24 protein-coding genes and 4 pseudogenes are annotated in these 24121 nt (G+C 60.7%); 23 read left to right on the forward strand and 5 right to left on the reverse strand.

Going from position 1 to position 24121, the window contains the following annotated elements; translation table 11 throughout:
- Positions 1-57 precede the first annotated feature (57 nt).
- A complete protein-coding gene (locus C8D77_RS02110) occupies positions 58-879 on the reverse strand; it encodes an NUDIX hydrolase (protein ID WP_245951604.1) in 822 nt (273 codons plus the stop codon).
- Here C8D77_RS02110 and C8D77_RS38220 point away from each other — a divergent pair.
- From C8D77_RS38220 to C8D77_RS02120, 3 genes are all read left to right on the forward strand, one after another.
- Entirely contained in the window at positions 850-990 is a 141-nt protein-coding gene (locus C8D77_RS38220; protein ID WP_245951606.1) for a hypothetical protein, read from the forward strand. The genes C8D77_RS02110 and C8D77_RS38220 overlap by 30 nt on opposite strands.
- Before the next feature lie 669 nt (positions 991-1659).
- Entirely contained in the window at positions 1660-2145 is a 486-nt protein-coding gene (parS, locus tag C8D77_RS02115; RefSeq protein ID WP_109661164.1) for a type II RES/Xre toxin-antitoxin system antitoxin, read from the forward strand.
- Positions 2142-2651, forward strand: coding sequence for an RES family NAD+ phosphorylase (locus tag C8D77_RS02120; protein WP_109658933.1), 510 nt, complete (start codon positions 2142-2144; stop codon positions 2649-2651). The genes parS and C8D77_RS02120 overlap by 4 nt, the downstream gene beginning before the upstream one ends.
- Positions 2652-2841: 190 nt before the next feature.
- Here C8D77_RS02120 and C8D77_RS02125 read toward each other — a convergent pair.
- The 3 genes and pseudogenes from C8D77_RS02125 to C8D77_RS02135 all read right to left on the reverse strand — a co-directional run.
- A pseudogene (locus C8D77_RS02125) lies at positions 2842-2961 on the reverse strand (IS6 family transposase); the annotation flags it as partial.
- A gap of 104 nt (positions 2962-3065) precedes the next feature.
- Entirely contained in the window at positions 3066-3917 is an 852-nt protein-coding gene (locus C8D77_RS02130; protein ID WP_245951608.1) for a TIM barrel protein, read from the reverse strand.
- A gap of 101 nt (positions 3918-4018) precedes the next feature.
- Entirely contained in the window at positions 4019-5050 is a 1032-nt protein-coding gene (locus C8D77_RS02135; RefSeq protein ID WP_109658934.1) for a LacI family DNA-binding transcriptional regulator, read from the reverse strand.
- Between the two features lie 228 nt (positions 5051-5278).
- Here C8D77_RS02135 and C8D77_RS38225 point away from each other — a divergent pair.
- The 10 genes and pseudogenes from C8D77_RS38225 to C8D77_RS02185 all read left to right on the forward strand — a co-directional run.
- A pseudogene (locus tag C8D77_RS38225) lies at positions 5279-5485 on the forward strand (hypothetical protein); the annotation flags it as partial.
- Between the two features lie 300 nt (positions 5486-5785).
- The gene (locus tag C8D77_RS02145; protein WP_109658936.1) at positions 5786-6586 is read left to right on the forward strand and encodes a 3-methyl-2-oxobutanoate hydroxymethyltransferase; all 801 of its coding nucleotides are present in this window, start codon (positions 5786-5788) and stop codon (positions 6584-6586) included.
- A complete protein-coding gene (gene purU / locus C8D77_RS02150) occupies positions 6583-7476 on the forward strand; it encodes a formyltetrahydrofolate deformylase (protein ID WP_109658937.1) in 894 nt (297 codons plus the stop codon). Before C8D77_RS02145 ends, purU begins: the two co-directional genes overlap by 4 nt.
- Before the next feature lie 152 nt (positions 7477-7628).
- Complete coding sequence (locus tag C8D77_RS02155; RefSeq protein ID WP_109658938.1) at positions 7629-8570, forward strand: sugar ABC transporter substrate-binding protein; 942 nt, start codon at positions 7629-7631, stop codon at positions 8568-8570.
- A 75-nt stretch (positions 8571-8645) separates the two neighbouring features.
- Positions 8646-10184, forward strand: coding sequence for a sugar ABC transporter ATP-binding protein (locus tag C8D77_RS02160; protein WP_109658939.1), 1539 nt, complete (start codon positions 8646-8648; stop codon positions 10182-10184).
- A gap of 29 nt (positions 10185-10213) precedes the next feature.
- Entirely contained in the window at positions 10214-11242 is a 1029-nt protein-coding gene (locus C8D77_RS02165) for an ABC transporter permease (protein ID WP_109658940.1), read from the forward strand.
- 69 nt (positions 11243-11311) lie between these two features.
- A complete protein-coding gene (locus tag C8D77_RS02170; protein ID WP_109658941.1) occupies positions 11312-11518 on the forward strand; it encodes a LacI family DNA-binding transcriptional regulator in 207 nt (68 codons plus the stop codon).
- A gap of 18 nt (positions 11519-11536) precedes the next feature.
- A pseudogene (locus tag C8D77_RS02175) lies at positions 11537-11925 on the forward strand (NADP-dependent oxidoreductase); the annotation flags it as partial.
- Between the two features lie 134 nt (positions 11926-12059).
- Positions 12060-13409, forward strand: coding sequence for a type II toxin-antitoxin system HipA family toxin (locus C8D77_RS02180; protein WP_109658942.1), 1350 nt, complete (start codon positions 12060-12062; stop codon positions 13407-13409).
- A gap of 12 nt (positions 13410-13421) precedes the next feature.
- Positions 13422-13724 (forward strand): helix-turn-helix domain-containing protein, encoded by a 303-nt coding sequence (locus C8D77_RS02185; RefSeq protein WP_109658943.1) that lies wholly within the window; start codon positions 13422-13424, stop codon positions 13722-13724.
- 57 nt (positions 13725-13781) lie between these two features.
- Here the strand turns inward: C8D77_RS02185 and C8D77_RS39040 are convergent.
- Positions 13782-13997 (reverse strand): annotated as a pseudogene (locus C8D77_RS39040) (IS6 family transposase); the annotation flags it as partial.
- Positions 13998-14373: 376 nt separating this feature from the next.
- Here C8D77_RS39040 and msuE point away from each other — a divergent pair.
- The 10 genes from msuE to C8D77_RS02235 all read left to right on the forward strand — a co-directional run bounded on the left by msuE (position 14374) and on the right by C8D77_RS02235 (position 24088).
- Positions 14374-14931, forward strand: a complete 558-nt coding sequence (gene msuE, locus C8D77_RS02190; protein WP_109661168.1) for an FMN reductase — start codon at positions 14374-14376, stop codon at positions 14929-14931.
- 54 nt (positions 14932-14985) lie between these two features.
- Positions 14986-16359 carry an LLM class flavin-dependent oxidoreductase gene (locus tag C8D77_RS02195; RefSeq protein ID WP_109658944.1) on the forward strand — a complete coding sequence of 458 codons (1374 nt, stop codon included), beginning with the start codon at positions 14986-14988 and terminating at the stop codon, positions 16357-16359.
- Between the two features lie 42 nt (positions 16360-16401).
- On the forward strand, positions 16402-17250 hold the full coding sequence (locus C8D77_RS02200; protein WP_109661170.1) for an ABC transporter permease: 849 nt from the start codon (positions 16402-16404) through the stop codon (positions 17248-17250).
- 51 nt (positions 17251-17301) lie between these two features.
- On the forward strand, positions 17302-18300 hold the full coding sequence (locus tag C8D77_RS02205) for an ABC transporter substrate-binding protein (RefSeq protein ID WP_109658945.1): 999 nt from the start codon (positions 17302-17304) through the stop codon (positions 18298-18300).
- Between the two features lie 24 nt (positions 18301-18324).
- Positions 18325-19089 carry an ABC transporter ATP-binding protein gene (locus C8D77_RS02210; protein ID WP_109658946.1) on the forward strand — a complete coding sequence of 255 codons (765 nt, stop codon included), beginning with the start codon at positions 18325-18327 and terminating at the stop codon, positions 19087-19089.
- Between the two features lie 235 nt (positions 19090-19324).
- Complete coding sequence (locus C8D77_RS02215) at positions 19325-19663, forward strand: hypothetical protein (protein ID WP_146211760.1); 339 nt, start codon at positions 19325-19327, stop codon at positions 19661-19663.
- An 89-nt stretch (positions 19664-19752) separates the two neighbouring features.
- A complete protein-coding gene (locus C8D77_RS39045) occupies positions 19753-19944 on the forward strand; it encodes a MobA/MobL family protein (RefSeq protein WP_109658948.1) in 192 nt (63 codons plus the stop codon).
- A 365-nt stretch (positions 19945-20309) separates the two neighbouring features.
- A complete protein-coding gene (locus tag C8D77_RS02225) occupies positions 20310-21608 on the forward strand; it encodes a PAS domain-containing protein (protein WP_170136653.1) in 1299 nt (432 codons plus the stop codon).
- Positions 21608-23002 carry a sigma 54-interacting transcriptional regulator gene (locus C8D77_RS02230; RefSeq protein ID WP_170136654.1) on the forward strand — a complete coding sequence of 465 codons (1395 nt, stop codon included), beginning with the start codon at positions 21608-21610 and terminating at the stop codon, positions 23000-23002. Before C8D77_RS02225 ends, C8D77_RS02230 begins: the two co-directional genes overlap by 1 nt.
- 27 nt (positions 23003-23029) lie before the next feature.
- Positions 23030-24088 carry an ABC transporter substrate-binding protein gene (locus tag C8D77_RS02235; RefSeq protein WP_245951610.1) on the forward strand — a complete coding sequence of 353 codons (1059 nt, stop codon included), beginning with the start codon at positions 23030-23032 and terminating at the stop codon, positions 24086-24088.
- Positions 24089-24121: the final 33 nt, after the last annotated feature.

A 24121-nucleotide genomic window follows, 5' to 3' on the forward strand; every position in this document is an offset into this window, starting at 1 on the left:
CATTATGCTCGTATTGAGTATAATAGAGGTATATGCTTAACTTGAGCATATTGAATGTCAAGCGCGTGAAAGTGGCAATTTCGTCCCTGCGACAGTTCGTTCCGCCTGAACCGTTTGGCGGAAGCGGAAGCGTTTGGCCGGAGGCCCTCGTGTTTCAGACACGGTCTCGCCTGTTTCCTCGACCAGATCCTGCTGTTCGATGAGACGCCGGAAATTCTGCTTGTGCACGAGCCGGCCGGCGAGCGCCTCAACGGTGCGCTGCAACTGCAGCAGCGTGAATGCCGGCGGCATCAGTTCGAACACGACGGGTCGGTACTTGATCTTGGTCCGCAATCTGGCGATCCCGGTCGCCAGAATGCGGCGATGGTCGGCGATCATCGACCGGCCAGCAATGGACAGCGGATTGCCTTTGTCCCAACTGCGCGTGGCCTCGGCCACCAACGCGGCTTCATAGAGCAGTTCGTATCGCTGCAGGGCGAGTTCCTCGTTCCAGCCACGGTCATCCAGGCCAAAGGCGAATTCCACGCGCAGACCGCGATCGCGGCGGATGTTCGGGTCTTCTGCCTCTTCAGCCCAAGCCAAAAGTCCTGGCACGACGGTATCAGGCAGTATAGCCGGTACGCCGGCACGGTGATCTTCCCACGGAAAATAGTCGTACCAGCTCCGCCAGCCGTGCGCCGACCTGTCGGACTGCTCTTCGCGCGCAAGGCCGAGATAGCTGATCGAAATCTGCACGCGCTCGTCGGCGGTTCGGTCGCGGTCGGCAAACGTATAGAGCTGTTCGATATAACCGAGCGGGTGACCGGTCTGGCGCTCTACCCACGCCCTCAGACCGGACTGGAGGGATCGATGGCCAAGTTCAAAGGGACCGGACGGCAAGGCTTGGGCCTCCCCGATGGTCAAGACGCGCGGCTCGCCGTCGGTCACGGCTATCACTACGGCGATCAGGTCGGCATCAACAACGTGGCGTTGGCCGTTTCTACCAGCTGATCTCCTGGCCTGTGTTGATTTGACTTCCATAGGCTTTGACTGATTTCCGGAGAATGAGGAACCCGATCTGGGCAACCCGGGCGAAAGTGAGCTGCAGTTCTCCGCTCGTCAACGCTCCCCAGGACGGTGCAATCGATAACCTCATGGTCTTTGCCCTCCGCAACTTCACAAATCTATGCCAAATGCGACAGCTAGCGCGAGGAAACGCTCGGGCGCCACGAGTGTGGTTGGATGGCTTCTGCTTGTTGCAGCGGGCGCGAGCCATACTTCGGTCCATGCCACTGACACGCAGCGCGGCGATGCACTGCGCGCGCAACTGCCGCGACATCCCGTTCGTCCAACCACTGTGGCGTCACGCAGGAGCCGACCCAGAGATCACTTGTGTGCCACCTGGCGCGGGGCAGCGCTTTTGGAGCCTAGATCAAACGTTTCTCAGCGACAGAACCCTCTCGAGCACCGTCTGGCCGTCGGCGTCATGCCCTGCTTTTGCCCATTAAGACCCGGTTCGATCGGGCAGCGACGGCCGCCGTCTTTCTCTTCGCAGACCAATGCCTCGTCTGCCCCGGTTGTTTTCGGGGCAGGTGCTCGGCCTTCAAGATCAATTCACACGCGCTTGAAATCATGCGACAGCCGTCGTATCTTAGGCGACACGTGACACAGAAGGTGCGCATGACAGCCACAGCGGATAAGGCCCCTATGGAAGCGGGAGGCAGTGATCTCCAGAGGGTGGAGGCACTGCTCGGCGGATCTCGGGTCTTGTCGCGTCGATTGACCAGTGCCCTTGATGCGCATGAACTGCTTCTACTCGGCCTGCCGGCCTCGGCGCTAAATCACCTCGTCGGACAACTGGTCTTCATCAACAAGACGGCGTCGCTCGAAAAGGCCGTTGGTATGAGCCTGCGAACCTGGCAGCGCCGCAAAGACGCTCCCTCCAAGCCCCTTAGCCAGGAGCAGAGCGGACGGACTTGGAAATTCGCAGAGATCCTGGCGAAGGCGACGGATGTGCTCGGCACGCAGGCGGAAGCTGAACAATGGTTGGAGCGCCCGGCGATCGGTCTCGACCAGCGCCGTCCGATCGATCTGCTGGGCACTCCCGCCGGCGTGGAACTGGTCGAAGACTATCTGGAGCGGCTTGCATACGGCGTCTATGCATGACGCCTCTGCCGATGGCGCTCGGAGGAACGGAACTCATTGCGTGGCGGCTCGACCAGGCCGTCCATGCCGCGATATGGAATAGCGGCGAAGGTGCCTATCGGGTCGGCGGCCGCTGGAACAGCAAGGGCGTAAGAGCTGTGTACTGCTCGGTCGATCCCGCCACGGCCATCCTTGAGGTCGCCGTGCATAAGGGTTTTCGCGCCCTCGACACAGTTGCCCACACATTAACAGCCGCTGTCCTCAGCGATCCATCGGCTATCCATGTCGTCGATCCTGCAAGCGTGCCCAATCCGAACTGGCTGCGCCCCGGCATACCAAGCGCGGGTCAGCAGGCATTCGGGGATGACCTCCTGATGAAACATCCCATCATAGCTATGCCAAGCGCGGTCTCTTCATATAGCTGGAACATCATCTTCGTGGCGAGCGTAGCGGCATCTTCCTACACGCTTAAGTTCCAGGAAGCTTTTGCCCTCGACACAAGGCTGCATCCCCCGGTCAGCAAATAACATAGGGGTGGGTGCAATCTTCACAGGCCTCCCGCCCGACCAGTTGGTGAAGCTAGGTACTGGCTCATTCTGAGCATGTCGTGTCCCCGCTACATTGCAGGCGCGCAGCAGGGCGTCACCAGCACACGGTAATCTGCCTGGTTTTGTTGCAACCGCTCAAGGAAGCGCAGAGAGGTCTGACGCAAGGCCATCACGCGGCAACGATTTTGAACCGCTCGGACGGGGATGGATCCGGATTGAAGGCGAAACTCACCTGTTGCTTGCGCATCATGTGAACCATTTCGATGCCATTTAGGATGATTGCGGCTGCACGCAAGGCAGGATCAACGACCGGTCGAATTGGCGGCCCTTGAACGTCCAATCCTTCGAAAATGTCGCCATAGCGCTGGTAGTCAAAACGTTGCAACACATCGCTTACAGCCGGGCTCGAATGAAAGCGATGCTGTTGGCGAGCGCGCGTGCGGGGTCATCGAGTTCATGGACGGCCGGCGAGAATGGCTCGAAGGAGAGGGGGCCGGCGTAGCCCGCGCTTTGCAATGCACGAATCTGGCCGATATTGTCGAGTCGGTCTTTCTCATCCACCAGCACGCGATGCGGGTCGCGCATGTCGTCGATCCCCACTTCCTTATCGGCGACACCCGATATGTGGACGAGGCCGGTCATCTCCGCAAACAGCGCCGGCTCTCCAGCGAGGAAATGATGAAATGTGTCGTGCACCAGCCCGAAGGCGCCCACGCCATCGATGTCCGCGATGGCGTCTGCCGCCTCTCGTTTGGAGCGCAGGGAGCAGATGGCGAAGCCCAGCGGCTCGACCAGGCCAACCACGCCGCGGTCACTCAGGATCGGCTTCAGGCCGCGAAGGGCAGTCCTTGCGTTCTTCTGACGTTCCCCGTCCGCCCGTCCCGAGCCATCGTTGACCGGAACGAGGACCAGCGCTGCCGCGCCTGCGGCCTGCGCATAGTCGGCGAGGGCGATCGCCTCGGCTTCGCGGGCCGGCGTCCATTCGTTGAAGCGCTGCAGCGCGTTGATGCTGATCAGGGACACTCCCGCATTGCGGGCTTGACTGCCGATTTCGACCGCGGGCGTGCCGTCCATGATGGCGTTGCCTGCAAGATCGTTGCGGATTTCCGCCTGCGCCACACCCACCTTGCGGCAGAGCGCGAAGAACGCGTCCGAGCGCAGCGAGGGCGCTACCATATGGTTGAGTGCGAACGACGGCAATCGAGCAACTGGCATCCGATATTCCCTCCCGTTGATGCCGGTCATTTCCCCGGCGCGGCTGCCGATCCCATCATCTGGCGGCAGGATACAGTCAACTCGTCGTGATGAGTTTCTATCATCCATGATAGATTCTATTGCAGAGGCGCCTAGATATTTTCCGGCACGTGGATGTCGAAGGGCAGGAAGGTCTGTCCCGGGGCGTTGGCGGCGCCGTCCTTGATGGCATGCGCCATGAGATTGACGAGATCGCTGCTCAGCCGCGCCAGTGGCGTTGCGAACACCATGGTGATGATGTTGTTGGCGAGTGCGGCGCGTGACTCCGGCGTTATCTCGTTGCAGATCAAGACTGGGGGATGGGCAGGCATGGCCGCTCTCAACGCAGTGATAGCGCCTTCCATGCCGCCGCCAGCTACATAGCATCCGACGAGATCGGTATGCCTCTCGAGCAGGTCGAGCATCGCATGGTGGGTTAGATCGGCCGTTTCGAGATTGACCAGCGTCTCAAGCACAGTGAATTCCGGTGCGTGCTCCCGGAAATAGGCGCGCACGCCGATCTCGCGTAGCTCTTGGCCGTGAAAGCGGTGACTGCCGACAAAGACCGCGACCTTGCCAGGCCGGCTGGCGCACTGCGCGATCATCCACGCGGCGGTGCGTCCTACCTTGCGGTTGTTGAGGCCTACATAGCCTTCCCGTACGCCGGGAGCGAAATCCGACAGAAGCGAAAACACCGGAATACTGCGGGCTTTCAAGCTCTCCACGGCGACCGTGATCGTCGGATGATCGGGGCTAACCAAGGCAATGGCATTCGTTTTTGCTGCCAGTTTCTCCAGATGGACGACGATGTCCTCGGGAGCCTGGCTCGACCAGAAATCGACAACCGGAATTCCGCGGAACCGCGGCGCATTGGTCGCCGCGGCCTCCAATTCGCGCGCGAACTCCTGGTAGAAATGCTGCTCGGGCTTCTGCAGAAGAAAGCCCAGCCGGTATTCCGGGAGATCTTGCCGGATCCGCTGCTTGATCAGGGTCACGGCGTGGTAGCCGATGACGGTCGCCGCCTCATAGACCCGCTGCGCTGTTTCCTCGCGCACCGGCAGGCGGTTGTTCAAAACCCTGTCGACCGTCGCCACGCTAACCCCGGATGCCCGGGCCAAATCCGAAACCGTTGGGCGCTTGGCCAAGGCAGTCTCCTTTTGAGGACTTCGAAGGAATGATAGTATATGATAGAAAAATTGCAAGTGGCGTTGATGGAAATGAATGAATTTGGTAGTTCTCTTGCAGGAAAGCTTATCAGTGTTGGTTCCAGCCGGAAAAGGAAGGTCATGCTCAGCGCAGCCGCCGCAGCCGAAGACTATAGGCCGAAGAAACGACACTGCATTCTGATAGGGCGCGAAGCGCAGCGCGCCGGTGAGCACCACACGGTCCCGATGGGGTCGTGCCATACGCTGCCGAAGCTGAACTGTCTGATCAAACGCGACCAGCCGTCGCCGTCGGTCCCGACCGGCTGCCGCGAAATAATACCGGCCTTCCTGCGCCAGTTGCGCAACGAAGACTGCTTCATCAAGCGCGATATGCCGCCGATGGCGCGGTCGTATCGCGAACAGTTCCACCCCGAAACCAACGTTGCCTCGGACCACCAGCCTCCCAAGGCTACGGAGGCGGCGGTCCGCCGCCGCCTCCGAACGTCGACCCACACAAGATCCGCTCAGGCGAAGGTGACCGATTGGATCGAGGCCTGCGGCGCAGGCGCCGGACGGACATCTGCCTTCGGCGAACGGCATCGCCCCCGGCCACGCCGTGGCCCGCGACATTCGCTTGGAATCAGGCAGGCGGCCGGGCCTTCGGAACTGACCTCGCTCTCGTGAAAACGAAGGCGTTGCTGGCGGCATGATTACGCAAAATGGGAGGGGCAGCCGATGAGCAGGAAGAGACCGACAGTAGCGGATATCCGCGCCATGAAAGGCAAATACCAGTTCACGATGATCCGCGTGGAGACGCTGGAAGAATTGGAGGCTGCCGAGAAAGCCGGCGTCGACATGGTCTCGGTGCCGCCGCAGATGATGGTTCTTCCCCATTTCCGCGAGGTTGCGCCAAGCCTGTTTGCGGTGCCGGGCGTCAATTTCTTCGAAGTCGGCACGGCGGACGATTTTGTGCACTGGGCTTTCGCGCTCTACAAGGCGAGCGCCGACGCCGTCTATTGCAGCGCCAGCCTGGCCACCGTGAAGCGGCTCGCTGACGAAGCCATACCTGTAATCGGCCATGTCGGGCTGATCCCGTCGCGGGCCACCTGGACAGGCGGCTTCAAGGCGGTCGGCAAGTCGGCCGAAAGCGCTCTCAAAATATTCGACGCGGTAAAGGCATACGAAGCGGCCGGCGCCTTTGGCGCGGAAATCGAGGTCGTCCCGGCCGAGGTCGCGGCCGCCATCAGCGAACGCACGTCGCTGTTCATGGTTTCCATGGGTGCTGGAACCGGCTGCGACTGCCAATATCTTTTTGGCGACGACCTATTGGGCCAAAATCGCGGCCACGTGCCAAGGCACGCCAAGGCCTATCGCAACTTCGCAGCCGAGTTAGACCGCCTCCAGCGCGAGCGCATCGCGGCGTTCTCCGAGTTCGCCGCCGACGTGCGCAGCGGCATCTACCCTGAGCAGCGCCACGTCGTCGGTATCGAAGCGGGCGAACTGCGCCGCTTCCTCGATGGCCTGCCTGTCTCATGAACGCTCACAGCGAAGAACCGCCCCACAGGGGCCACACCGTGGCGGACAAGATCCACGTCCTCAGCCTGTCGTGCGATGACCGCCCCGGCATCGTGGCCGCCGTCACCACCGAACTTGCGGCAATGGGCGCCAACATCGCCGAGAGCAACCAGTTCTGGGACCGCCAGACAAACCGCTTCTTCATGCGGATCGCCTTCGCGGCACCGGTCGGTGCGGTCAAGGATGATATCGAACGGGCGCTGAAATCGCCTGTCGAACGCTTCGGCATGAAGGCCAGTCTGATCGATCAGCGCCGTCGGCTAAAGATCATCGTCATGGTCTCGAAGTTTGACCACGCGCTGCTGCACATCCTCTACCAGATCAAGGTCGGATGGCTGAACGCTGAGGTTGCGGCGATCGTATCCAATCATGAAGACAGCCGCTGTAACGCCGAGTTGGCCGGCATCCCCTATCATTGCTGGCCGATTTCGAAGAACGACAAGACAAAGCAGGAGGAAAAGCTGCTCGAGTTGGTTCGCGAAACGGACGCCGAACTGGTCATCCTCGCCCGCTACATGCAGGTCTTTTCGGACGCTCTCTCCAAGCGCCTCTACGGCCGGGCGATCAACATTCACCACTCGTTCCTGCCGAGCTTCAAGGGCGCCAAGCCCTACCACCAAGCATTCGAGCGGGGCGTCAAGCTGATCGGCGCGACCGCCCATTATGTCACGCCCGACCTCGACGAGGGGCCGATCATCGACCAGGAGACCGAACGCGTGACGCATTCGATGAGCGCGGAAGATTTCGTGGCGGTCGGCCGCGACATCGAAAGCAGGGTGCTCGCGCGTGCGGTCAAGCTGCATCTCGAGACCCGCGTCATGCTCAACGGCCACAAGACGATCGTCTTCTGACCTTGGAGGCGCGGGTGAACATGGAATTCGTCACGGCAACGCTGTCACCGAGGCCTTGGCGCTGAGGCACTTGCCGTTTCGATACGACCCCCGAACCGGGGGAGTTCCGGGAGGATCGGGCGCACCGGACGCCTTAAAATGGAGGAACTGACATGAAGAAACTGATTCTGGGCGCCGCAATCTCGGCGCTGATGACAACCTCGGCACTGGCCGAGAACATCGGCGTGTCGATGGCGCAGTTCGACGACAACTTCCTGACCGTTCTGCGCAACGGCATGATCGATTATGCCAAGACGCTTAATGGCGTGACGCTACAGGTCGAGGACGCACAAAACGACGTCGCCAAGCAGCAGAGCCAGATCCAGAACTTCATCGCTTCTGGCGTAAGCGCGATCATTGTCAATCCGGTGGATACGGACGCGACAACCGCGATGTCGAAGATCGCGGCCGATGCTGGCATTCCTCTGGTCTATGTCAATCGCCAGCCGGTCAACGTCGACAAACTGCCGGAGAAGCAGGCGTTCGTCGCGTCGAACGAGGTCGAGTCGGGCACTTTGGAAACGAAGGAAATCTGCCGCCTGCTCAAGGAAGCCGGCAAGACCGAAGCCAAAATCGTGGTGATGATGGGCGAACTGTCGAACCAGGCGGCCCGCCAGCGCACGCAGGACGTCCACGACGTGATCGCGACGCCGGACTGCTCGTTCATGAAGATCGTCGAGGAGCAGACCGCCAACTGGTCGCGCACCCAGGGCACCGACCTTGTCAGCAACTGGCTGTCGGCCGGCATCCAGTTCGACGCCGTCGTCGCCAACAATGACGAGATGGCGATCGGCGCCATCCAGGCGATGAAGGCGGCCGGCATCGACATGAAGTCGATGCTGGTCGGCGGGGTCGACGCAACCGGAGATGCGCTCGCCGCAATGGCTGCCGGCGACCTCGACGTCACCGTGTTCCAAAACGCCTCCGGCCAAGGCGTTGGTTCGGTCGACGCGGCGCTGAAGCTCGCCAAGGGCGAGAAGGTCGACCAGAAGGTCTTCGTGCCGTTCGAGCTGGTGACGCCGGCCAATCTGGCGACCTACCAGAGCAAGAACTGAACTTGCTTGGTTGAGGCTAGCTGGGCGCGCATCCGCGCGCCCAGCCGAAAATCACCCTAGGAGGAGGAGCACGCCATGAGCAGTGCATCGATACCGGCCGCCGCCCGCGACAGGGCTTCGGCCGCAGGTTCCGAATATCTGTTGACCATCGAGAACGCCCGCAAGGAATTTCCTGGCGTCGTTGCACTCGACGACGTGTCGTTCAGGCTGCGGCCCGGAACGGTTCATGCGCTGATGGGCGAGAACGGTGCGGGCAAGTCCACGCTGATGAAGATCATCGCCGGCATCTATCATCCCGACCGCGGCGAGCTGCATCTGCGCGGCAAGCCTATCCAGTTGAAGTCGCCGCTGGACGCACTCGAGAACGGCATCGCCATGATCCATCAGGAACTGAACCTGATGCCCTACATGACGGTGGCGGAGAACATCTGGATCAGGCGCGAGCCGCTGAACCGCTTCGGCCTCGTCGACCATACCACAATGAACAAGATGACGGCGGATCTGTTCCGGCGGCTCAACATCAACATCCATCCGCAGGTGCAGGTGCGCGATCTCACCGTCGCCAACCGGCAGATGGTCGAGATCGCCAAGGCTGTCTCCTACGAATCTGACGTGCTGATTATGGACGAACCGACATCGGCGCTGACCGAGCGCGAGGTCTCCCACCTGTTCACCATCATCCGCGACCTGAAAGCGCAGGGCAAAGGCATTATCTACATCACCCACAAGATGAACGAGCTGTTCGAGATCGCCGACGAGTTTTCGGTGTTTCGCGACGGCCGATACATCGGCACCCACCTTTCGAGTGATGTGACCCGTGACGACATCATCCGCATGATGGTCGGACGCGAGATCACACAGATGTTTCCGAAAGAGGAAGTTCCGATCGGCGACGTCGTGCTGTCGGTGAAGAACCTGACGCTCGACGGGGTCTTCCGCGACGTCTCCTTCGACATCCGTGCCGGCGAAATCCTGGGCGTCGCCGGGCTGGTGGGTTCCGGCCGCTCCAACGTCGCCGAAGCGATCTTCGGTGTGACGCCGGCTAGTTCGGGCTCCATAGAGATCCACGGCAAGCCGGTGACCATCTCGTCGCCGAACGTCGCTATTCGTCACCGCATGGCGCTGCTGACCGAGGACCGCAAGGAAACCGGTTGCCTGCTCATCCTCGATATCCTCGAGAACATGCAGATCGCCGTGTTGCAGCAAGACTACGTGTCACGCGGCTTCGTGGCCGAAAAGGGCATCACCAGCGCCTGCACGCTGATGAGCGAAACGCTGCGCGTCAAAACGCCAAATCTCGCGCAACGCATCGAAAACCTGTCCGGCGGCAACCAGCAGAAGGTGCTGATTGGGCGCTGGCTCCTGACCAAGCCGAGGATTCTCATCCTCGACGAGCCGACGCGCGGCATCGACGTTGGGGCCAAGGCCGAAATACATCGCTTGGTCACGGAACTCGCGCGCGATGGCGTGGCGGTGATGATGATCTCGTCGGAAATGCCCGAGGTGCTCGGCATGAGTGACCGCATCCTGGTCATGCACGAAGGACACGTCACGGGGATTCTCGATCGGGCAGAGGCGACACAGGTCAAGATCATGGAACTGGCTTCGAAATAGGACCCAAACACAACTAGGGAGGATACAACATGTCAACGAACAGCACATTGCCGGGACCCGCCGTTTTCACTGGGATCGGGGCCAACAGGCGCCGACTGCCGGTCGAAGCCAACATCCTTCTCATCTTGCTTGGAATTGCACTGGTGTTCGAACTGCTCGGCTGGATCTTTGTCGGCCAGAGCTTCCTGATGAATGCGCAACGCCTGAAGATCATGATCCTGCAGGTCTCGGTCATCGGCATCATTGCGGTGGGCGTCACCCAAGTCATCATCACCGGCGGCATCGACCTGTCGTCGGGTTCCATGGTTGGCCTGACGGCCATGATCGCGGCCAGCCTGGCGCAATCGTCGGCCTGGACCAAAGCACTCTATCCCTCGCTCACCGACTTGCCGTTTGTCATCCCGATCCTGGTCGGACTGGCAGTCGGCCTGCTCGCTGGCGTGTTCAACGGAGCGCTGATCGCCTACACCAAGATCCCGCCCTTCATCGCGACGCTGGGCACGATGGTATCCGCGCGGGGCTTGTGCAAGTGGTACACCAAGGGTCAACCGGTGTCGGGACTGACCGACCAGTTCACCTTCATCGGCTCGGGCATCTGGCCGGTGGTGGTTTTTCTGGTGGTCGCCGTGATCTTCCACGTGGCGCTGCGCTATACGCGCTATGGCAAGTTCACCTACGCCATCGGCGCCAATGTGCAGGCCGCACGTGTCTCCGGCATCGACGTCGAGCGCCACCTGATCAAGGTCTATGCCGTCGCCGGTCTGCTCGCGGGCGTCGCCGGCATTGTCACCGCATCGCGCGCGCAAACTGCGCAGGCCGGAATGGGTGTGATGTACGAACTTGACGCGATTGCCGCAGCCGTGATCGGCGGCACCTCGCTGACCGGCGGCGTCGGCCGCATCACAGGCACGGTGATCGGCACGATTATTCTCGGCACGATGATGTCGGGCTTCACCTTCCTGCGCGTCGATGCTTTCTATCAGGAGATCATCAAGGGCCTGATCATTATCGCCGCCGTGATTGCCGACGTCTATCGCCAGAAGAGCCGCAAGACCTGATGCAGGAGGCTGCGCAGCCGCGGCTGTGCAGCCGCCGCCCGTTTCTCATTGTGGCGAGGAGAGTTGGACATGACATACGAACCGGCGATCGGGATCGAACGACTGGGAACCATCAAGGAAATTGCCGCGGCGGCGAGCGTCGGCGTCGGTACGGTGCATCGCGTCCTGAAGGGGCAATCAAACGTCTCATCATCCGCTTCGCGGACAGTCATGGATGCGGTCCGCACGATCAATGAACAGAAGATAACCCTCGCACGGATGGGCGATCGCAGCTGACAGGAATTTTTGGCAGGCGTGCTGCAGATCCTCTATCTGTTACTTGATCCCTATGTTCGCGGCCGCTTAAACGACGCCAAATCCTACGCCAAGCCGGTCAAGATCGATGGGTCATGGACGGCGGCACCGTGGCGCGCGTCGTCAGATCTCGCCGTGCGGAATTTGCCGAAGGGGACATCGTGCTCTCCCATTCGGGATGGCAGAGTTTTGCGCTGTCCGTTGGTGTCGGACCGCGCAAGCTCGACCCCGTCGCAGCGCCCGTTACGACGGCGCTCGGCGTACTCTGTATGCCGTGCTTCACCGCCTATGCCGGCTTGCTCACCATCGGATAGACAAAGCCGGGTGAGACGGTGGTTGTCGCGGCGGCCAGCGGTGCGGTCGGATCAGCCGGGCAGGTGTCGCAAATACCCACTCCAGCCCACATGGCGCGCGCTGACACCTGACGGGTTTCTCACGTCAAATCCTTATAATTAGACCCCTTTAGGGGTTGAAAACTGCGCTAGTTACGATTATTGATACCACTTAAAGGGTCTGTAATCATATGAAACTTACTATTGAGACATTCTGGAAAGGGGAGTGGCGTCAGAGCGCCTTCCTCGAAATAGATGATGAAAACCATGGCTACCGAGGCCAATCGGTTGTCGAGTATGACGTGGACTATTTCATGGAGCATGCAGCGGCGGACCGGAATGCCCACGGTGATGTCACTGACGCACGTGCTCTGTCGGTTCGGTATCCTGTCGATCTAGAAAATCGATATCTTCCAACCTGGCCTCCGTTTCTACTCGATCTGATGCCACAGGGCCATGCTAGGCGAAAGCTCGCGGAACATATGAAAATCGACGTGGAGTCCCGTTCCTCGGACTTGCCACTTCTAATTCGCGCCGCTGGCAACCCGGTTGGGAATATCCGTATTCGCGAGGCTGCCGCTGCCGAGCAGGATAGGCTTGCGAACGTTACACGCGTCGGGGTGACCGAGAATGACATATTGGGACGGAGCGATCTCTTCATTGAGGTCGTCGACCGATTTGGCTTGCTGGCATCGGGTTCAAGCGGACTACAGGGCGAATGGCCGAAGGTCGCTTTGACGCTGGCACACGACGGTCTTTATTATCCTGACGCATTTGTGCGGGATGACGAAGCCGTTGGTCATTTCATAGTCAAACTGTTGAGGAGCAAAGACGAACGGGACCGGCTAATCCTCCAGGCCGAGGCCGGTTACTCTGCGCTTGCTCGCGAAATTGGTCTCAATGTCTATAAACCGTCGGTCTATGCCGAAGGCGTTCTGATCATCCCGCGCTTTGACCGCGAGGTCCGACATGACGCAACCGTGGTGCGCGTTGGTCAAGAAAGCATGGTATCGGCAATCGGCGTGGCCGATTTCGGACATCTTGCGAGCCACGAGGACTATATCGATGTTCTAAAACTGTATTCCAATGATCCCTACATGGACATCGTTGAATATGTGAAGCGTGACATCGCTAATCGGGCGTTCGGCAATCCTGACAATCATGGGCGAAATACCGCCATGTCGAAGGGACCTAATGGGGGCGCAACACTCGCACCGTTGTTCGATTTTGCTCCAATGCAGCTTGCTACCGAGGGCATCGTGAAGTCGACTCGTTGGGCCTCCATGAGGGATACTCATCGCGACACCTCTCCCGATTGGGCCGAAGTTTGCAGGGGAATTTTCCCGGATAATCAAGAAAACGCCAACCGTCTGCTAGGCGACATCTGCGGGTTCGCGGAGCGCCTGCCGGAGTGGCGCAACCGTGCGGCCGAGTTCAACATTCCGCAAGAGGTGATCGATTTAGCAATGATCCGATGCGATGAGGTCGCCAGCAATGTCCTGGCTGCGTCTTCCGACGAGATCACAGCGCCAGCTACATAAGGGCAGACGAGGATGCCAAGATGGAAGAAGCCAAGTAAGGCAGAGATCAGCACTCTACGCGCCCTCCTTCGTGAAAAAGCCGAAGCAGGCGAGTTGCGATTTCCTGATGCAGTGGCGGAAATCCGGAGGTCACTTGGCCTGACGCAGGAGCAATTCGCCGAGATCACAGGGACTACGAAACGTCAGGTCGCCGAGATTGAGACAGGCAAGGCTAATCCGACGGTGGAGACGCTACAGAGGATTGCCGGGTTGTTCGGATTCAGCCTTGGCTTTGTTCCGCGCAAATCTTCGGAAATGCAGGCGCCCAAGATGTAATCCCTGTGCGTTGTCATGTTGTTTGAAATTGGCCGCGTGAGGCCAACACCGCGCTTTTCAGGCAGGCCGTGCACTCACGGCTTCCCACGCGGCCATGGCCTGGCGTCGATGGGTTCGAATTTGGGCTGCGGAGCGGTTGGTCTGGGATGGGACGAAAAGGTATCGGACGGCGGAAAAGATCGACACGAAATGCTGCAATGAGCCGATCGACCGGAAACCCTGTCGCGTTCGATCCCGCTTTCGAAACGGCAGGTGCGAATTCTCCGCCCGGTTCAGTATCGCTCCTGCGCAGTCGGGCGGTGAATGCTGGTCGCTTCTCGTGGTGCCACCATGACAACCGGCGACGCGAAGACGGGCGAGCTTTCAGGCCCACGCCCCTTGACGGTCGTTGCGAAGCTTCGGGAGCCGCCTCAACGCGGCGCTTGCTCCGCCTTGCTCTTCGTCGGGGCAATTGCGATGTCGAGCGGGGACTTGAACCCGGGCTGTGCTGAAGACCGTAGGGCCAAAATCCGCACCTGCTGATCCAAGGAACGGCTCGAACGCGCAAACTCAATCCCCCTGCCGGCTCTGTTTTGAAATCCTCTCGCTCATTTAATTCTACAAAATCGCTAGGCTTAATGCACATCGAATGCTTTGCGAGGAGCCCAAAATGTCGAGAAAGCTGGTGGTAGGAGTATCGGGCAACCTGACCCGTCCATCAAAGACCAGGACGTTCATCAGCCACATCACGGGCGAACTGGCGAACGGAATCGGCGCCACTGAAACCGTTTTCGATATTGAGGATCTCGGTCCGTCTTTGCCGCTGGCCAGGCGCATTGGTGATCTGGATCCATCGGCCCGCAACATTGTCGAGCAAGTGACGGGCGCCGACGTGCTGGTGATCGGTTCCCCGACTTTCAAAGGCAGCTACACCGGGTTGTTCAAGCATTTCTTCGACCTGCTCGACCCGTCCTCGCTGCGCGGCAAGCCGGTCATCTTGGCTGCCACCGGTGGCGGCGAGCGTCACTCGCTGATCGTCGAGCACCAGCTGCGGCCCTTGTTCGGCTTCTTCGAGGCGCTGACCATGCCGACCGCGATCTACGCTTCCGACAAGGACTTCACGGATGGCCTGCTGGTGTCGCAAGCCATCCACGCTCGCGCCCGCCAAGCAGTGGCCGAGGCATGCCGGGTGCTCGCAGCGCCCTTCAGCGTCAACCGCGCCGCCTGAAGCGCGCGACCGACATTCACATTCCCTTCCCCTATAGCCCAGAAGGAAACCGCAATGACCAGATCCAGCAAGTCCAGGCAGGCCCGTCAGATCAAACTTGGTGCTTTCCTGCCCGGCGGCGGCCAGCACATTGCCGCCTGGCGCCATCCCGATGCGCCGGCCGACGGTGCCACAAATTTCGAGTTCCACAAGCAGCTTGCGCTGACCGCCGAGCGCGGCCTGTTCGACGCCTTTTTCCTGGCCGACAGCCTGACCGTCGGCCTCGGCGCCCGCGAAGGCGGCAATGCCAAGATCGCCGGCTTCGAGCCGGTGACCCTGTTTGCGGCTTTGGCGCCGCTGACCACGCATCTGGGCTTCATTGCCACGGCCTCCACCACCTATGAAGAGCCCTATACGCTGGCGCGCAAATTCGCGTCGCTCGATCTGTTGTCGAATGGCCGCGCGGGCTGGAATGTCGTGACCTCGGCCGGCGACGAGACCGCCCAGAACTTCAACCGAGATGTCCAGCCCAACCATGCCGACCGCTATGCACGGGCGCATGAACATGTCGAGACGGTCAAGGCGCTGTGGGACAGCTGGGAGGACGACGCCTTCATCCGCGACAAGCAGTCGGGCCGCTTCTACGACAAGGACAAATTGCACGACATCAATCATAAGGGTGAGCATTTCAGCGTCAAGGGTCCGCTCAACGTGCCGCGCCCGGTACAAGGCCATCCGGTGGTGGTGCAGGCCGGACAGTCCGAGGATGGACGCGGGCTCGCCGCGCATTCGGCAGAGGTGATCTTCACCGCTCATCAGAAGCTCGAAACCGCGCAGGAATTCTACCGCGACATCAAGGCGCGCGTGGCTTCCGTCGGCCGTGATCCCGACCAGGTGCTGATCATGCCCGGCGTGGCGCCCTTCGTCGGCCGCACAACGGAAGAAGCGCGCGCCAAATATCAGCAGCTGAACGACCTGATCCTGCCCGAGGATGGCGTGGCCCTACTCAATAGCCTGGCCGGCCAGACGCTCGACATCAGGGGCTATCCGATCGACGGCCCACTGCCGCCGAGCAAGGAAACCGAAGGCATGAAGAGCCGCCAGGCGTTGATCCGGCAGATCGCAGACGAGCACAACTTCACCATCCGCCAGCTCTACCAATGGGTGGCGACGGCGCGCGGCCACTACACCATCGTTGGAAGCGCCACGGAAGTCGCCGACCAGCTGGAGGAATGGTTCACCAGCGACGCCGCCGACGGCTTCAACATCCTGCCGCCCTGGCTGCCCGGTGCGCTCGACGACTTCGTCGACCTGGTCATCCCCGAGCTGCAGCGGCGCGGTTTGTTTCGCACCGCTTACGAGGGCCGCACACTGCGCGAGAATCTCGGTCTCAGGCGGCCGGAAAACCCATGGACCGCTGCGCGTTCCACCGTGCTGGCCGCCGAATAATTCCCCGACGCGCCAACAATCTTCCAAGGAAAGGGCATGACGATGACTTTGCAGCACATCGAGCGGCCGGCCATCATCGGCACGCATGGCAACGGAACCAGGCTCGCCGCGGATTTCCTACGCTGGAATGGCCGAGCCGCCGTCCGCTTCCTGTCGCGCTACGGGGTCCTTGTAGGGTTCCTGGTTCTCTGGCAGCTGGCGAGCAGTGTGGGATGGGTCAATGCATCCGTGCTGCCGCCCGTTGACAAGATTGTCGCCGCCCTGTGGAAAGGGCTTATCGGCGGCGCCCTGCTCGGCGACATCTCCATCAGCCTGCAGCGAGCCGGCATTGCCTTTGCGGCAGCTGTCGCCGTCGCCATCCCGCTTGGCCTGTTCATGGGCCAGGTCCGCGCCGTCGAAACCGCCTTCGATCCGATCCTGCAGGTCTTCCGGCAGACCTCGGCGCTGGCGCTCTACCCGGTGTTCATTCTGCTCTTGGGGCTGGGCGAAACCTCCAAGATTTTCGTCATCTTCTGGGCGACCCTGTTTCCGCTGCTGCTCAACACCACCAGCGGCGTCAAGGAAGTCGATCCGAAGCTGCTCGAAATGGCGCGCGTCTATGGTGCGAGCCGGCTCACCATATTCCGCCGCGTCGTGCTGCCGGGCGCCGTGCCGTCGATCTTCGTCGGCTTGCGGCTGAGCGCCACCACCGCGCTGCTGCTGCTGATCGCGTCCGAAATGATCGGCGCCAACAAGGGCATCGGCTTCCAGGTGATGAACGCGCAGTACAATTTCCAGATCCCGCTGATGTTTGCGGCAATCGTCATCCTCGCCGGCCTCGGCCTGATCGCCAACCAGGCGCTGGTTGTCCTGCAGCGGCGGCTGTGCCGCTGGAGCAATCCCGTCAACTGACCAACCCTCTCAATCTAGGCCCGCCGCTCTCAATCCAGGAAAGACCCGATCATGAAAATCACTCGTCGTTCCCTGCTTGCCGGTGCACCCATTGCCGCCGGCATTATCGCCGCCGGGCTGCCCCGCTTCGCCTTTGCGCAAGGCGCACCCGTCAAGTTCCGCTACCTCGCCAGCCGTGGCAGCATTTCTCCGCATGAGCTCGCCGACGAGCTCGGTTACTACAAGGGCCTCGGTGTTGAATTGGAAAATGCCGGCTACGCGGGCGGCGGGCCGGAATCGCTGTTTGCGCTGGCGTCTGGCAGCGTCGACATTGGCGGCGCCGCGACCGCCGCCGTGATCAATTCGATCTCCGGCGGCAACGACTTCGTCGCCGTTTATCCGAGCAATGGCATCAACAAGGACGTGAAAAGCGTTTTCTACGTGCTCGAGGACAGCCCAATCAAATCGATCGCGGACATTGCCGGCAAGACCATCTCGGTCAACACGCTCGGCGCCCATCTCGACTACACGGTGCGCGAGGCGCTGCACAGCGTCGGTCTACCGCCGGAGGCAGCCAACCTCGTGGTGGTGCCCGGTCCGCAGCTGGAGCAGACCTTGCGCTCGCGCCAAGTCGATATAGCCGGGCTCGGCTACTGGCAGGCAACCTTTGCCGGCGAGCTGGTCGCCAATGGCGGCGTGCGCGGCGTGTTCGACGATACCCAGGTGCTCGGCGAACTCGCCGGCGGCTTCGTCGTGCTGCGGCGCGACTTCATTGCCGCCAATCCGGATGCGGCGCGCAACTTCGTCGAACAGTCGGCGCGCGCTTCAGACTGGTCGCGCCAGAACCCGGATGAAGCCCGCAAGGTTTTGGCCACTATCCTCAACAAACGCGGTGAAAACGGCGATCTCGCCCGCTACTGGACCGGCTTTGGTCTGCGAGAAGGTGCGCAGGCGACGAACCGCGACATAGATTTCTGGGTTGCCGTGCTGGAGCGCGACGGCCGCCTGGCCAAGGGCAAGCTGAAAGCTGCCGACATTCTGTACCGGCCCGGCGAAACCAAGACCAACTAAGCTCTGAAACAACTGAGAGATGAGATGACCGGTTCCAATCGTGGCGGAGAGGTCTCGATCCGCGACCTCTCCAAATCCTTCAGCCTCGGCGGGCGCCAGCTCGCCGTGCTGCGGACGCTCAACCTCGACATTCGTTCGGGGGAATGCCTGGTCATTGTCGGCGCCAGCGGCTCTGGCAAGACCACGCTGCTGCGCATTCTTGCTGGGCTGGAGGCGGCCGACAGCGGCGGCGTCGCCATCGACGGCAAGCCGGTGCATGGCGTCGGCGCCGAGCGCGCGGTGATCTTCCAGGAACCGCGCCTGCTGCCCTGGCTGACCGTACTCGGCAATGTCGCTTTTGGCCTTGAAGTCCGCGGCGTGCCCAAGAAGCAAGCCGAGGAACGCGCACGCTTCTACGTCGGGCTGGTCGGCCTTGCCGAATTCGCCGACGCCTTTCCGAACCAGCTTTCCGGCGGTATGGCGCAGCGCGTCGGCATCGCCCGGGCACTCACCGTCCAGCCCGAAATTCTTCTGCTCGACGAGCCGCTGGGAGCGCTGGACGCCATGACCAAGATCGGCATGCAGGAGGAACTGGCGCGCATCTGGAGCGAAGAGAACGTCACCATGGTGATGGTCACCCACGATCTGGAAGAGGCGATCTATCTGGCGGACCGCGTGCTGATCCTGCCCAAGGAGAAAGGCGGCGCGGCGCGGCTGATCGACATCGACGTGCCACGCCCGCGCGAGCGCAGCGAAAGCCGCTTCGTGCACTATCGCGAAGAATTGCTGCGCGAATTCGGTCTGCACTGATCGAGGCAGAGGTTAATTGGCCATGATCTCGGCTCGAACCGAGCGTGCAAAGAAGCCAAACGTTCGGCATCAACAACCAGCGCGTCCCGCAGCGACCTTGGGATTTCAATGTTCATGGCACTTCGTCTTATTCGGATGGGGTGATACAAAATAATAAACTGGCTTGATCTTTCGGCCAGTCGCATTGCGATCGACCAACACCCAGCCAAGATGGTCGGCGAACGACAATCGGGTCGTGAGCAAGACAGCGCCATTGGCCCCTGACATTGCGATTCGCATATATCCGAAGATCCGCGAACGTGGCACGGAACCGTACTTTTCGTTCCCTTATTTTCGTGCGCGGTTTCGCGGGCTGAGACCTGAAGAAACGCGAGAGGTAAACAGCGAATTGGTGAGGGCTGCCGAGAAGATGGTGTTCTACAACGACGATGCAGAATGGCTACTCCCGTTTTTACGCAAAAATCGCAACTATAGGGTAGAGGCACTTGTCGATCGTATTCCAGCACCGGGCGGCGGCAAAATGGTGGTCGCTACGCAGGGGGTCGTGCCCTACCAACGCCCGCCTTTGCTGTAGAGAAAGTTGCAGACGGTTTTTAGGCCCTAGCCATCTGGTCGGGGAGTTACCCACTCACCGCAAAGCATGAACGGAAACATGCCCCTCCGATGGTCTGCTCAGGGCGTTCCGTTGGGGCTGCCGCCGCCTATCGCGCGGGTAAAAAACTGCATGATGAAAGACAGAACTTCACCCACGATTACTCACACCGCTCAGGTATGGACCATACAGAGATTGTCGCGCCTGACCTGGCGCCTTCCTGGGTGTTCGACCGCGAGAAGCATCCAGCTCCGTCAAATTGACCGTTTCCTCGGTTTCCTTTCTGACTTGGTGCAGGACCGGCGTGTTCGATCGGAACAAGGGCCGACGCACCGGTGGCCTGTGGCAGTTGCGGCGCCAATTCTGCATCGGCAAGCTATATCCCTCGCACGGTTGGCGTCTCACGGGTACGCGTGGGGAAAATGATCAATGCCGATATCAAGAAAATTGGCCGCCACGTCGGCTATCGCATCGCGGCGATGCAAAAAGGGGCAACTCGCGCGGCTTGCCTGACGCACCTGCTGCAGTCATGAGATGCGCGAATTTCCGCAGCCCAGTGAAGTCCGCAGTGCGATACCGAGGCGAAACGATGCAAATGTGCATCATTTTGATGCGGCGGTGCACACAAGTGTCCATCCTGAACCATTTTAATTGCCGTATAAGCGAATTTAGCATTGCCTTCGTTGTCCCCTGTGGCTGGATCATCGCGTTTCCGAATTCAGCCGCTGTGGGACATGCGCCCTCTTTCCCTCAGCAGGATCACAAGATGAAGACGTCCAAGCCATCAATCGCCGATCTAGGCTTCCTCATGATCGACTGGATCGATGAGGAGGGGCGCATATCAGAAGTCAACGATTTCGAGGCCCGTGAACTTGGGATCGAAGCCAGGGAAGTGGGCGGTCTGCCGCTCGAGCGCGTCTACAGCAGCACGTCCGCGCAGTTGCTGAGGGCAATCGCCAAAGGACAGCATATTGCGGATGCCACGTTTCCGATCTGGGTAAACACGCCCTCCTACAGCGAGGTGCCGATGGTTGCGAGCGCCATTCCAGACGCGCCGCGTGGCCTCGCCATCATCAAGCAGGCCCTTTCACCTGCCACGTTGGGCATCGGCCCCGAACTGGTGGAGCGCGTTGAAATCCTCTCTCAGATGATCGGTGCGGCGACAGAAGCGTGCTGGTGCATCGAATTCCTCGACCCAGTCGATACCTCACTTGCCGAAGAGGAGATCGTCAAACGGGTATTTTCCAATGAGAGCCGCTGGCGCGCCTGCAATGAGGCGATGGCACGGCTTTACCGGGTGCCGGAAGGCCTCGACTTCAATTTGCAGGCCGTGTCGAGATATTTCCCCGACACCGAGGTCAACCGCCAGATGGTGAGAGATCTCGTACGATCGAACTACCGACTTGATCATGCCGCCGCCATTGACCGCAGGCATGACGGCAGCGAGATGCTCGTTGAGAACGACTTCCGTGCCGCCATCAAGGACGGACGTCTGATCCGTCTTTGGGGAACGACACGGGATATTGGTCCACACAAGAGGCGCGAACAACAACTGTCCGATCGAGCCGACACGATGCTCGACATATTGAGCGCAACTCCCGATCCAATCCTGGTCATTTCCGAACAGGGCGCGGTTCTTGCAGCCAATCCGGCCGCTGAGGCCGCCTGGGCTCGCCCTGCCGACCAGATTCTCGGACGTTCGATCCAGCACTTCATCGAAACGCGCAATGCCGTCGAAAAGCTTCGCCGAGCGGCTTCAGATGGCGAGGATGGCGAATGCGACCTTGGGGTCATTTCGGCAGATGACAGCCGTGACACATGGCGCTTTCGTTCCGCTCGCATGGAGGGCGAGGTTCGACGTTACGTCCTGACAGCACGGCGCAGAGCCAAACGCCGCACTCGCCTCCTCGCAGAGGAGGCCTTGTGATGAAGTTCTACGCCAACGACGTCACCAACCTTGCCAACCGCCGGCTGCGGCCGTCTTTCATTGACGATGCACAATTTGGTTCCTTTCTGGAAGCTCTTCCCGATGGAGCGGCGCTCCTTGAAGTCGATGGCAAGATCAAACTCGTCAACAGCAAGCTCGAGCTCCTGCTCAATCTGGCCGGCGGCGACCTTGTCGGCTCCGAACTGGCAAAGCACGCCAAGACGGCAGGCCCTGTCGTACAGAAACTCTCCGCTGCCCTTCAGCAGCTCAAGCGCGTCGAAGTGGCCGGCCTCCTCAACTCGCAGCGAAGCGTCGTCGCATCACTGAGCATCCTGCGCACCGCCGATGGCGGAGCCTATGGCGCGCTTTTGACGATGAGGGAGGCCGGCCGGCACGGCCGAAGCGCCGACGTGTCGGATAATTTCCGCTTCGAGGCAGAGGCGTGGGGGAGCGCAAGGACGCGTCTGGTCCGGCTACCTCCGATCGAGGCCATCGCAAAGCAGGCAAGGACCGCCCTCGAGCGGGGGGCGAACGTGCTGTTCACGGGAGAGACGGGAACCGGAAAGACTGAACTCGCCCTGGCGGCGGGAAGGGCAGGGGACCCTGAGGCGCCGCCGTTCATCCATGTCAGATGCGGCATGCTTTCCGACGACCAGTTCGAGGGGGAAATGTTCGGCATCGAGCCAGGCTCGCCGATGGACACTTCGACACGCGGCAAGCTCGGCTATCTGGAGGCTGCCGACGGCGGCATTCTCTTCCTCGACCAGGTCACCGATCTATCCGCGTCCTCGCAGTCGAAGCTCGTCGCCGTTCTGGAGACGCAAACCTTCAGCCGGCTCGGCTCCGCACAGCGGCGGCAGGCGAGGGTACGGGTCATCGCGGCAACCAGTGAGAACCTGTCGGATCAGGTGGCCAGCGGTGCGTTCAGGGGCGATCTGTATTACCGCATCGCCGTCATGGCTTTCGAGCTTCCGCCCCTGAGAAACCAGACAGGCTTGGTGGAGGCGTTGGCCGATCATCATCTTCGCCGCCTCAATCTTGGGCGCAAGCCGCAACTCAGGCTCTCGCCCGAGTTCATGGATAGACTTAAGGCGCATGGATATCCCGGCAACATACGGGAGCTCGTCAACATTCTCGAGCGCGCCGCCGCGGCCGCCGACCAGGTGGCGCTTGCAGAGCACTTCATTGTGCCGACCCCGACGGCCGTCTCCATTCCAAGGCACGCCGACCCCATCGACGCGGCTCCCTCTGCCAACCTCAAGGACATGGTTCGGGAGTTCGAGGCTTGGGTCATTGAAAAATCCATCGCCGGAAATCGAAGCAAACGCAGCGCCGCCAAGTCGCTCGGCATCGATATCGCGACCCTCGTTAGGAAAACCAAACAGAGACAATGAGCTTTGAAAAAGGAAAGGGGAATGAGAATGAGAACACTCAAGACACCAATGATCGCCGCGTTCGCGGCCGTTGCCATCACTGCACAGACGTTGGCCGCCACAGCTGCAGAACTCAATATCCTCACATGGGAGGGCTACGCAGCCGACAAGTTCATCTCCAAGTTCCAGACCGAATCCGGATGCAAGGTGACAGCTTCCTACGTCGGCTCGAATGACGATTTCGCGGCCAAGCTGGCGGCCGGTGGCGGTGTGTACGACATCATCACACCATCCCTCGACACGGTGCCGATGATGCGGCTTGCGGGCTTCGTACAGGCGATCGACACGGCCAAGGTCCAAGGCCATGACAGCATCTATCCGGAATTCTCAAAAAACAGCGACTTCGTGGCGGAGGGTGCAACCTGGGCCGTGCCCCTCGTTTGGGGGTCGGTGTCACTGATCTACAGGCCTGACAAGTTCACCACCAAACCGGACTCGATCTCGGTTCTCTTCGACCCGGCGTACAAGGGCAAGATTTCGTTGTGGGACGACAAGTCAGCGATCTACTGGACAGCTCGCTATCTGGGCTACAACAACGTCTTCGACCTGACCGACGAGCAGCTGGACGCTGTCAAGGCGAAGCTGATCGAACAAAAGCCACTGATCCGCAAATACTGGGCGTCGGCCGGCGAATTGACCGAGTTGATGGCCAACCAGGAGGTGTACGTCTCCAACGCCTGGACCGGGCTTACGAGCAAGGACGTCAACAACCTCAAGAAGGGCTTCGAGGTCGTCGAGTTCACGCCGAAGGAAAAGGCCGAGGGCTGGATGGACTCAATGATGCTGGTCAAGGACACGCCCAACCAGGACTGCGCCTACAAGTTCATGTCCTTCATGCAGTCCGCGGACGGCCAGTGCGGCATCGCCGAATCCACTGGCTACTTCCCGGTCAATCCCAAGGCAGTGGAAAGCTGCATGAGCGACGAGCTCAAGAAGGAGCGCCAGGTCAACAATATCGAGTTCGTCAAGAGCCTCGTCATGTGGCAGCAGCCGAAACGCCTCGACAAGTATCTGGAAGTCTGGAACGCCGTGAAGGCCGCCCCCTGATCGAGCCGACAGCGTGGCCCGACCGCGGCCACG

Source organism: Mesorhizobium loti (genome assembly GCF_003148495.1).
Taxonomy (GTDB): domain Bacteria; phylum Pseudomonadota; class Alphaproteobacteria; order Rhizobiales; family Rhizobiaceae; genus Mesorhizobium; species Mesorhizobium loti.

Excerpts from the sequence above, each read along its gene's own strand:
- C8D77_RS38220 (WP_245951606.1), top strand. The coding sequence starts at position 850 with ATGGCCAAGTTCAAAGGGACCGGACGGCAAGGCTTGGGCCTCCCCGAT.
- parS (WP_109661164.1), top strand. The coding sequence starts at position 1,660 with ATGACAGCCACAGCGGATAAGGCCCCTATGGAAGCGGGAGGCAGTGAT.
- C8D77_RS02120 (WP_109658933.1), top strand. The coding sequence starts at position 2,142 with ATGACGCCTCTGCCGATGGCGCTCGGAGGAACGGAACTCATTGCGTGG.
- C8D77_RS02130 (WP_245951608.1), bottom strand. The coding sequence starts at position 3,917 with ATGACCGGCATCAACGGGAGGGAATATCGGATGCCAGTTGCTCGATTG.
- C8D77_RS02145 (WP_109658936.1), top strand. The coding sequence starts at position 5,786 with ATGAGCAGGAAGAGACCGACAGTAGCGGATATCCGCGCCATGAAAGGC.
- purU (WP_109658937.1), top strand. The coding sequence starts at position 6,583 with ATGAACGCTCACAGCGAAGAACCGCCCCACAGGGGCCACACCGTGGCG.
- C8D77_RS02155 (WP_109658938.1), top strand. The coding sequence starts at position 7,629 with ATGAAGAAACTGATTCTGGGCGCCGCAATCTCGGCGCTGATGACAACC.
- C8D77_RS02160 (WP_109658939.1), top strand. The coding sequence starts at position 8,646 with ATGAGCAGTGCATCGATACCGGCCGCCGCCCGCGACAGGGCTTCGGCC.
- C8D77_RS02165 (WP_109658940.1), top strand. The coding sequence starts at position 10,214 with ATGTCAACGAACAGCACATTGCCGGGACCCGCCGTTTTCACTGGGATC.
- C8D77_RS02170 (WP_109658941.1), top strand. The coding sequence starts at position 11,312 with ATGACATACGAACCGGCGATCGGGATCGAACGACTGGGAACCATCAAG.
- C8D77_RS02180 (WP_109658942.1), top strand. The coding sequence starts at position 12,060 with ATGAAACTTACTATTGAGACATTCTGGAAAGGGGAGTGGCGTCAGAGC.
- C8D77_RS02185 (WP_109658943.1), top strand. The coding sequence starts at position 13,422 with ATGCCAAGATGGAAGAAGCCAAGTAAGGCAGAGATCAGCACTCTACGC.
- msuE (WP_109661168.1), top strand. The coding sequence starts at position 14,374 with ATGTCGAGAAAGCTGGTGGTAGGAGTATCGGGCAACCTGACCCGTCCA.
- C8D77_RS02195 (WP_109658944.1), top strand. The coding sequence starts at position 14,986 with ATGACCAGATCCAGCAAGTCCAGGCAGGCCCGTCAGATCAAACTTGGT.
- C8D77_RS02200 (WP_109661170.1), top strand. The coding sequence starts at position 16,402 with ATGACTTTGCAGCACATCGAGCGGCCGGCCATCATCGGCACGCATGGC.
- C8D77_RS02205 (WP_109658945.1), top strand. The coding sequence starts at position 17,302 with ATGAAAATCACTCGTCGTTCCCTGCTTGCCGGTGCACCCATTGCCGCC.
- C8D77_RS02210 (WP_109658946.1), top strand. The coding sequence starts at position 18,325 with ATGACCGGTTCCAATCGTGGCGGAGAGGTCTCGATCCGCGACCTCTCC.
- C8D77_RS39045 (WP_109658948.1), top strand. The coding sequence starts at position 19,753 with ATGGTCTGCTCAGGGCGTTCCGTTGGGGCTGCCGCCGCCTATCGCGCG.
- C8D77_RS02230 (WP_170136654.1), top strand. The coding sequence starts at position 21,608 with ATGAAGTTCTACGCCAACGACGTCACCAACCTTGCCAACCGCCGGCTG.
- C8D77_RS02235 (WP_245951610.1), top strand. The coding sequence starts at position 23,030 with ATGAGAACACTCAAGACACCAATGATCGCCGCGTTCGCGGCCGTTGCC.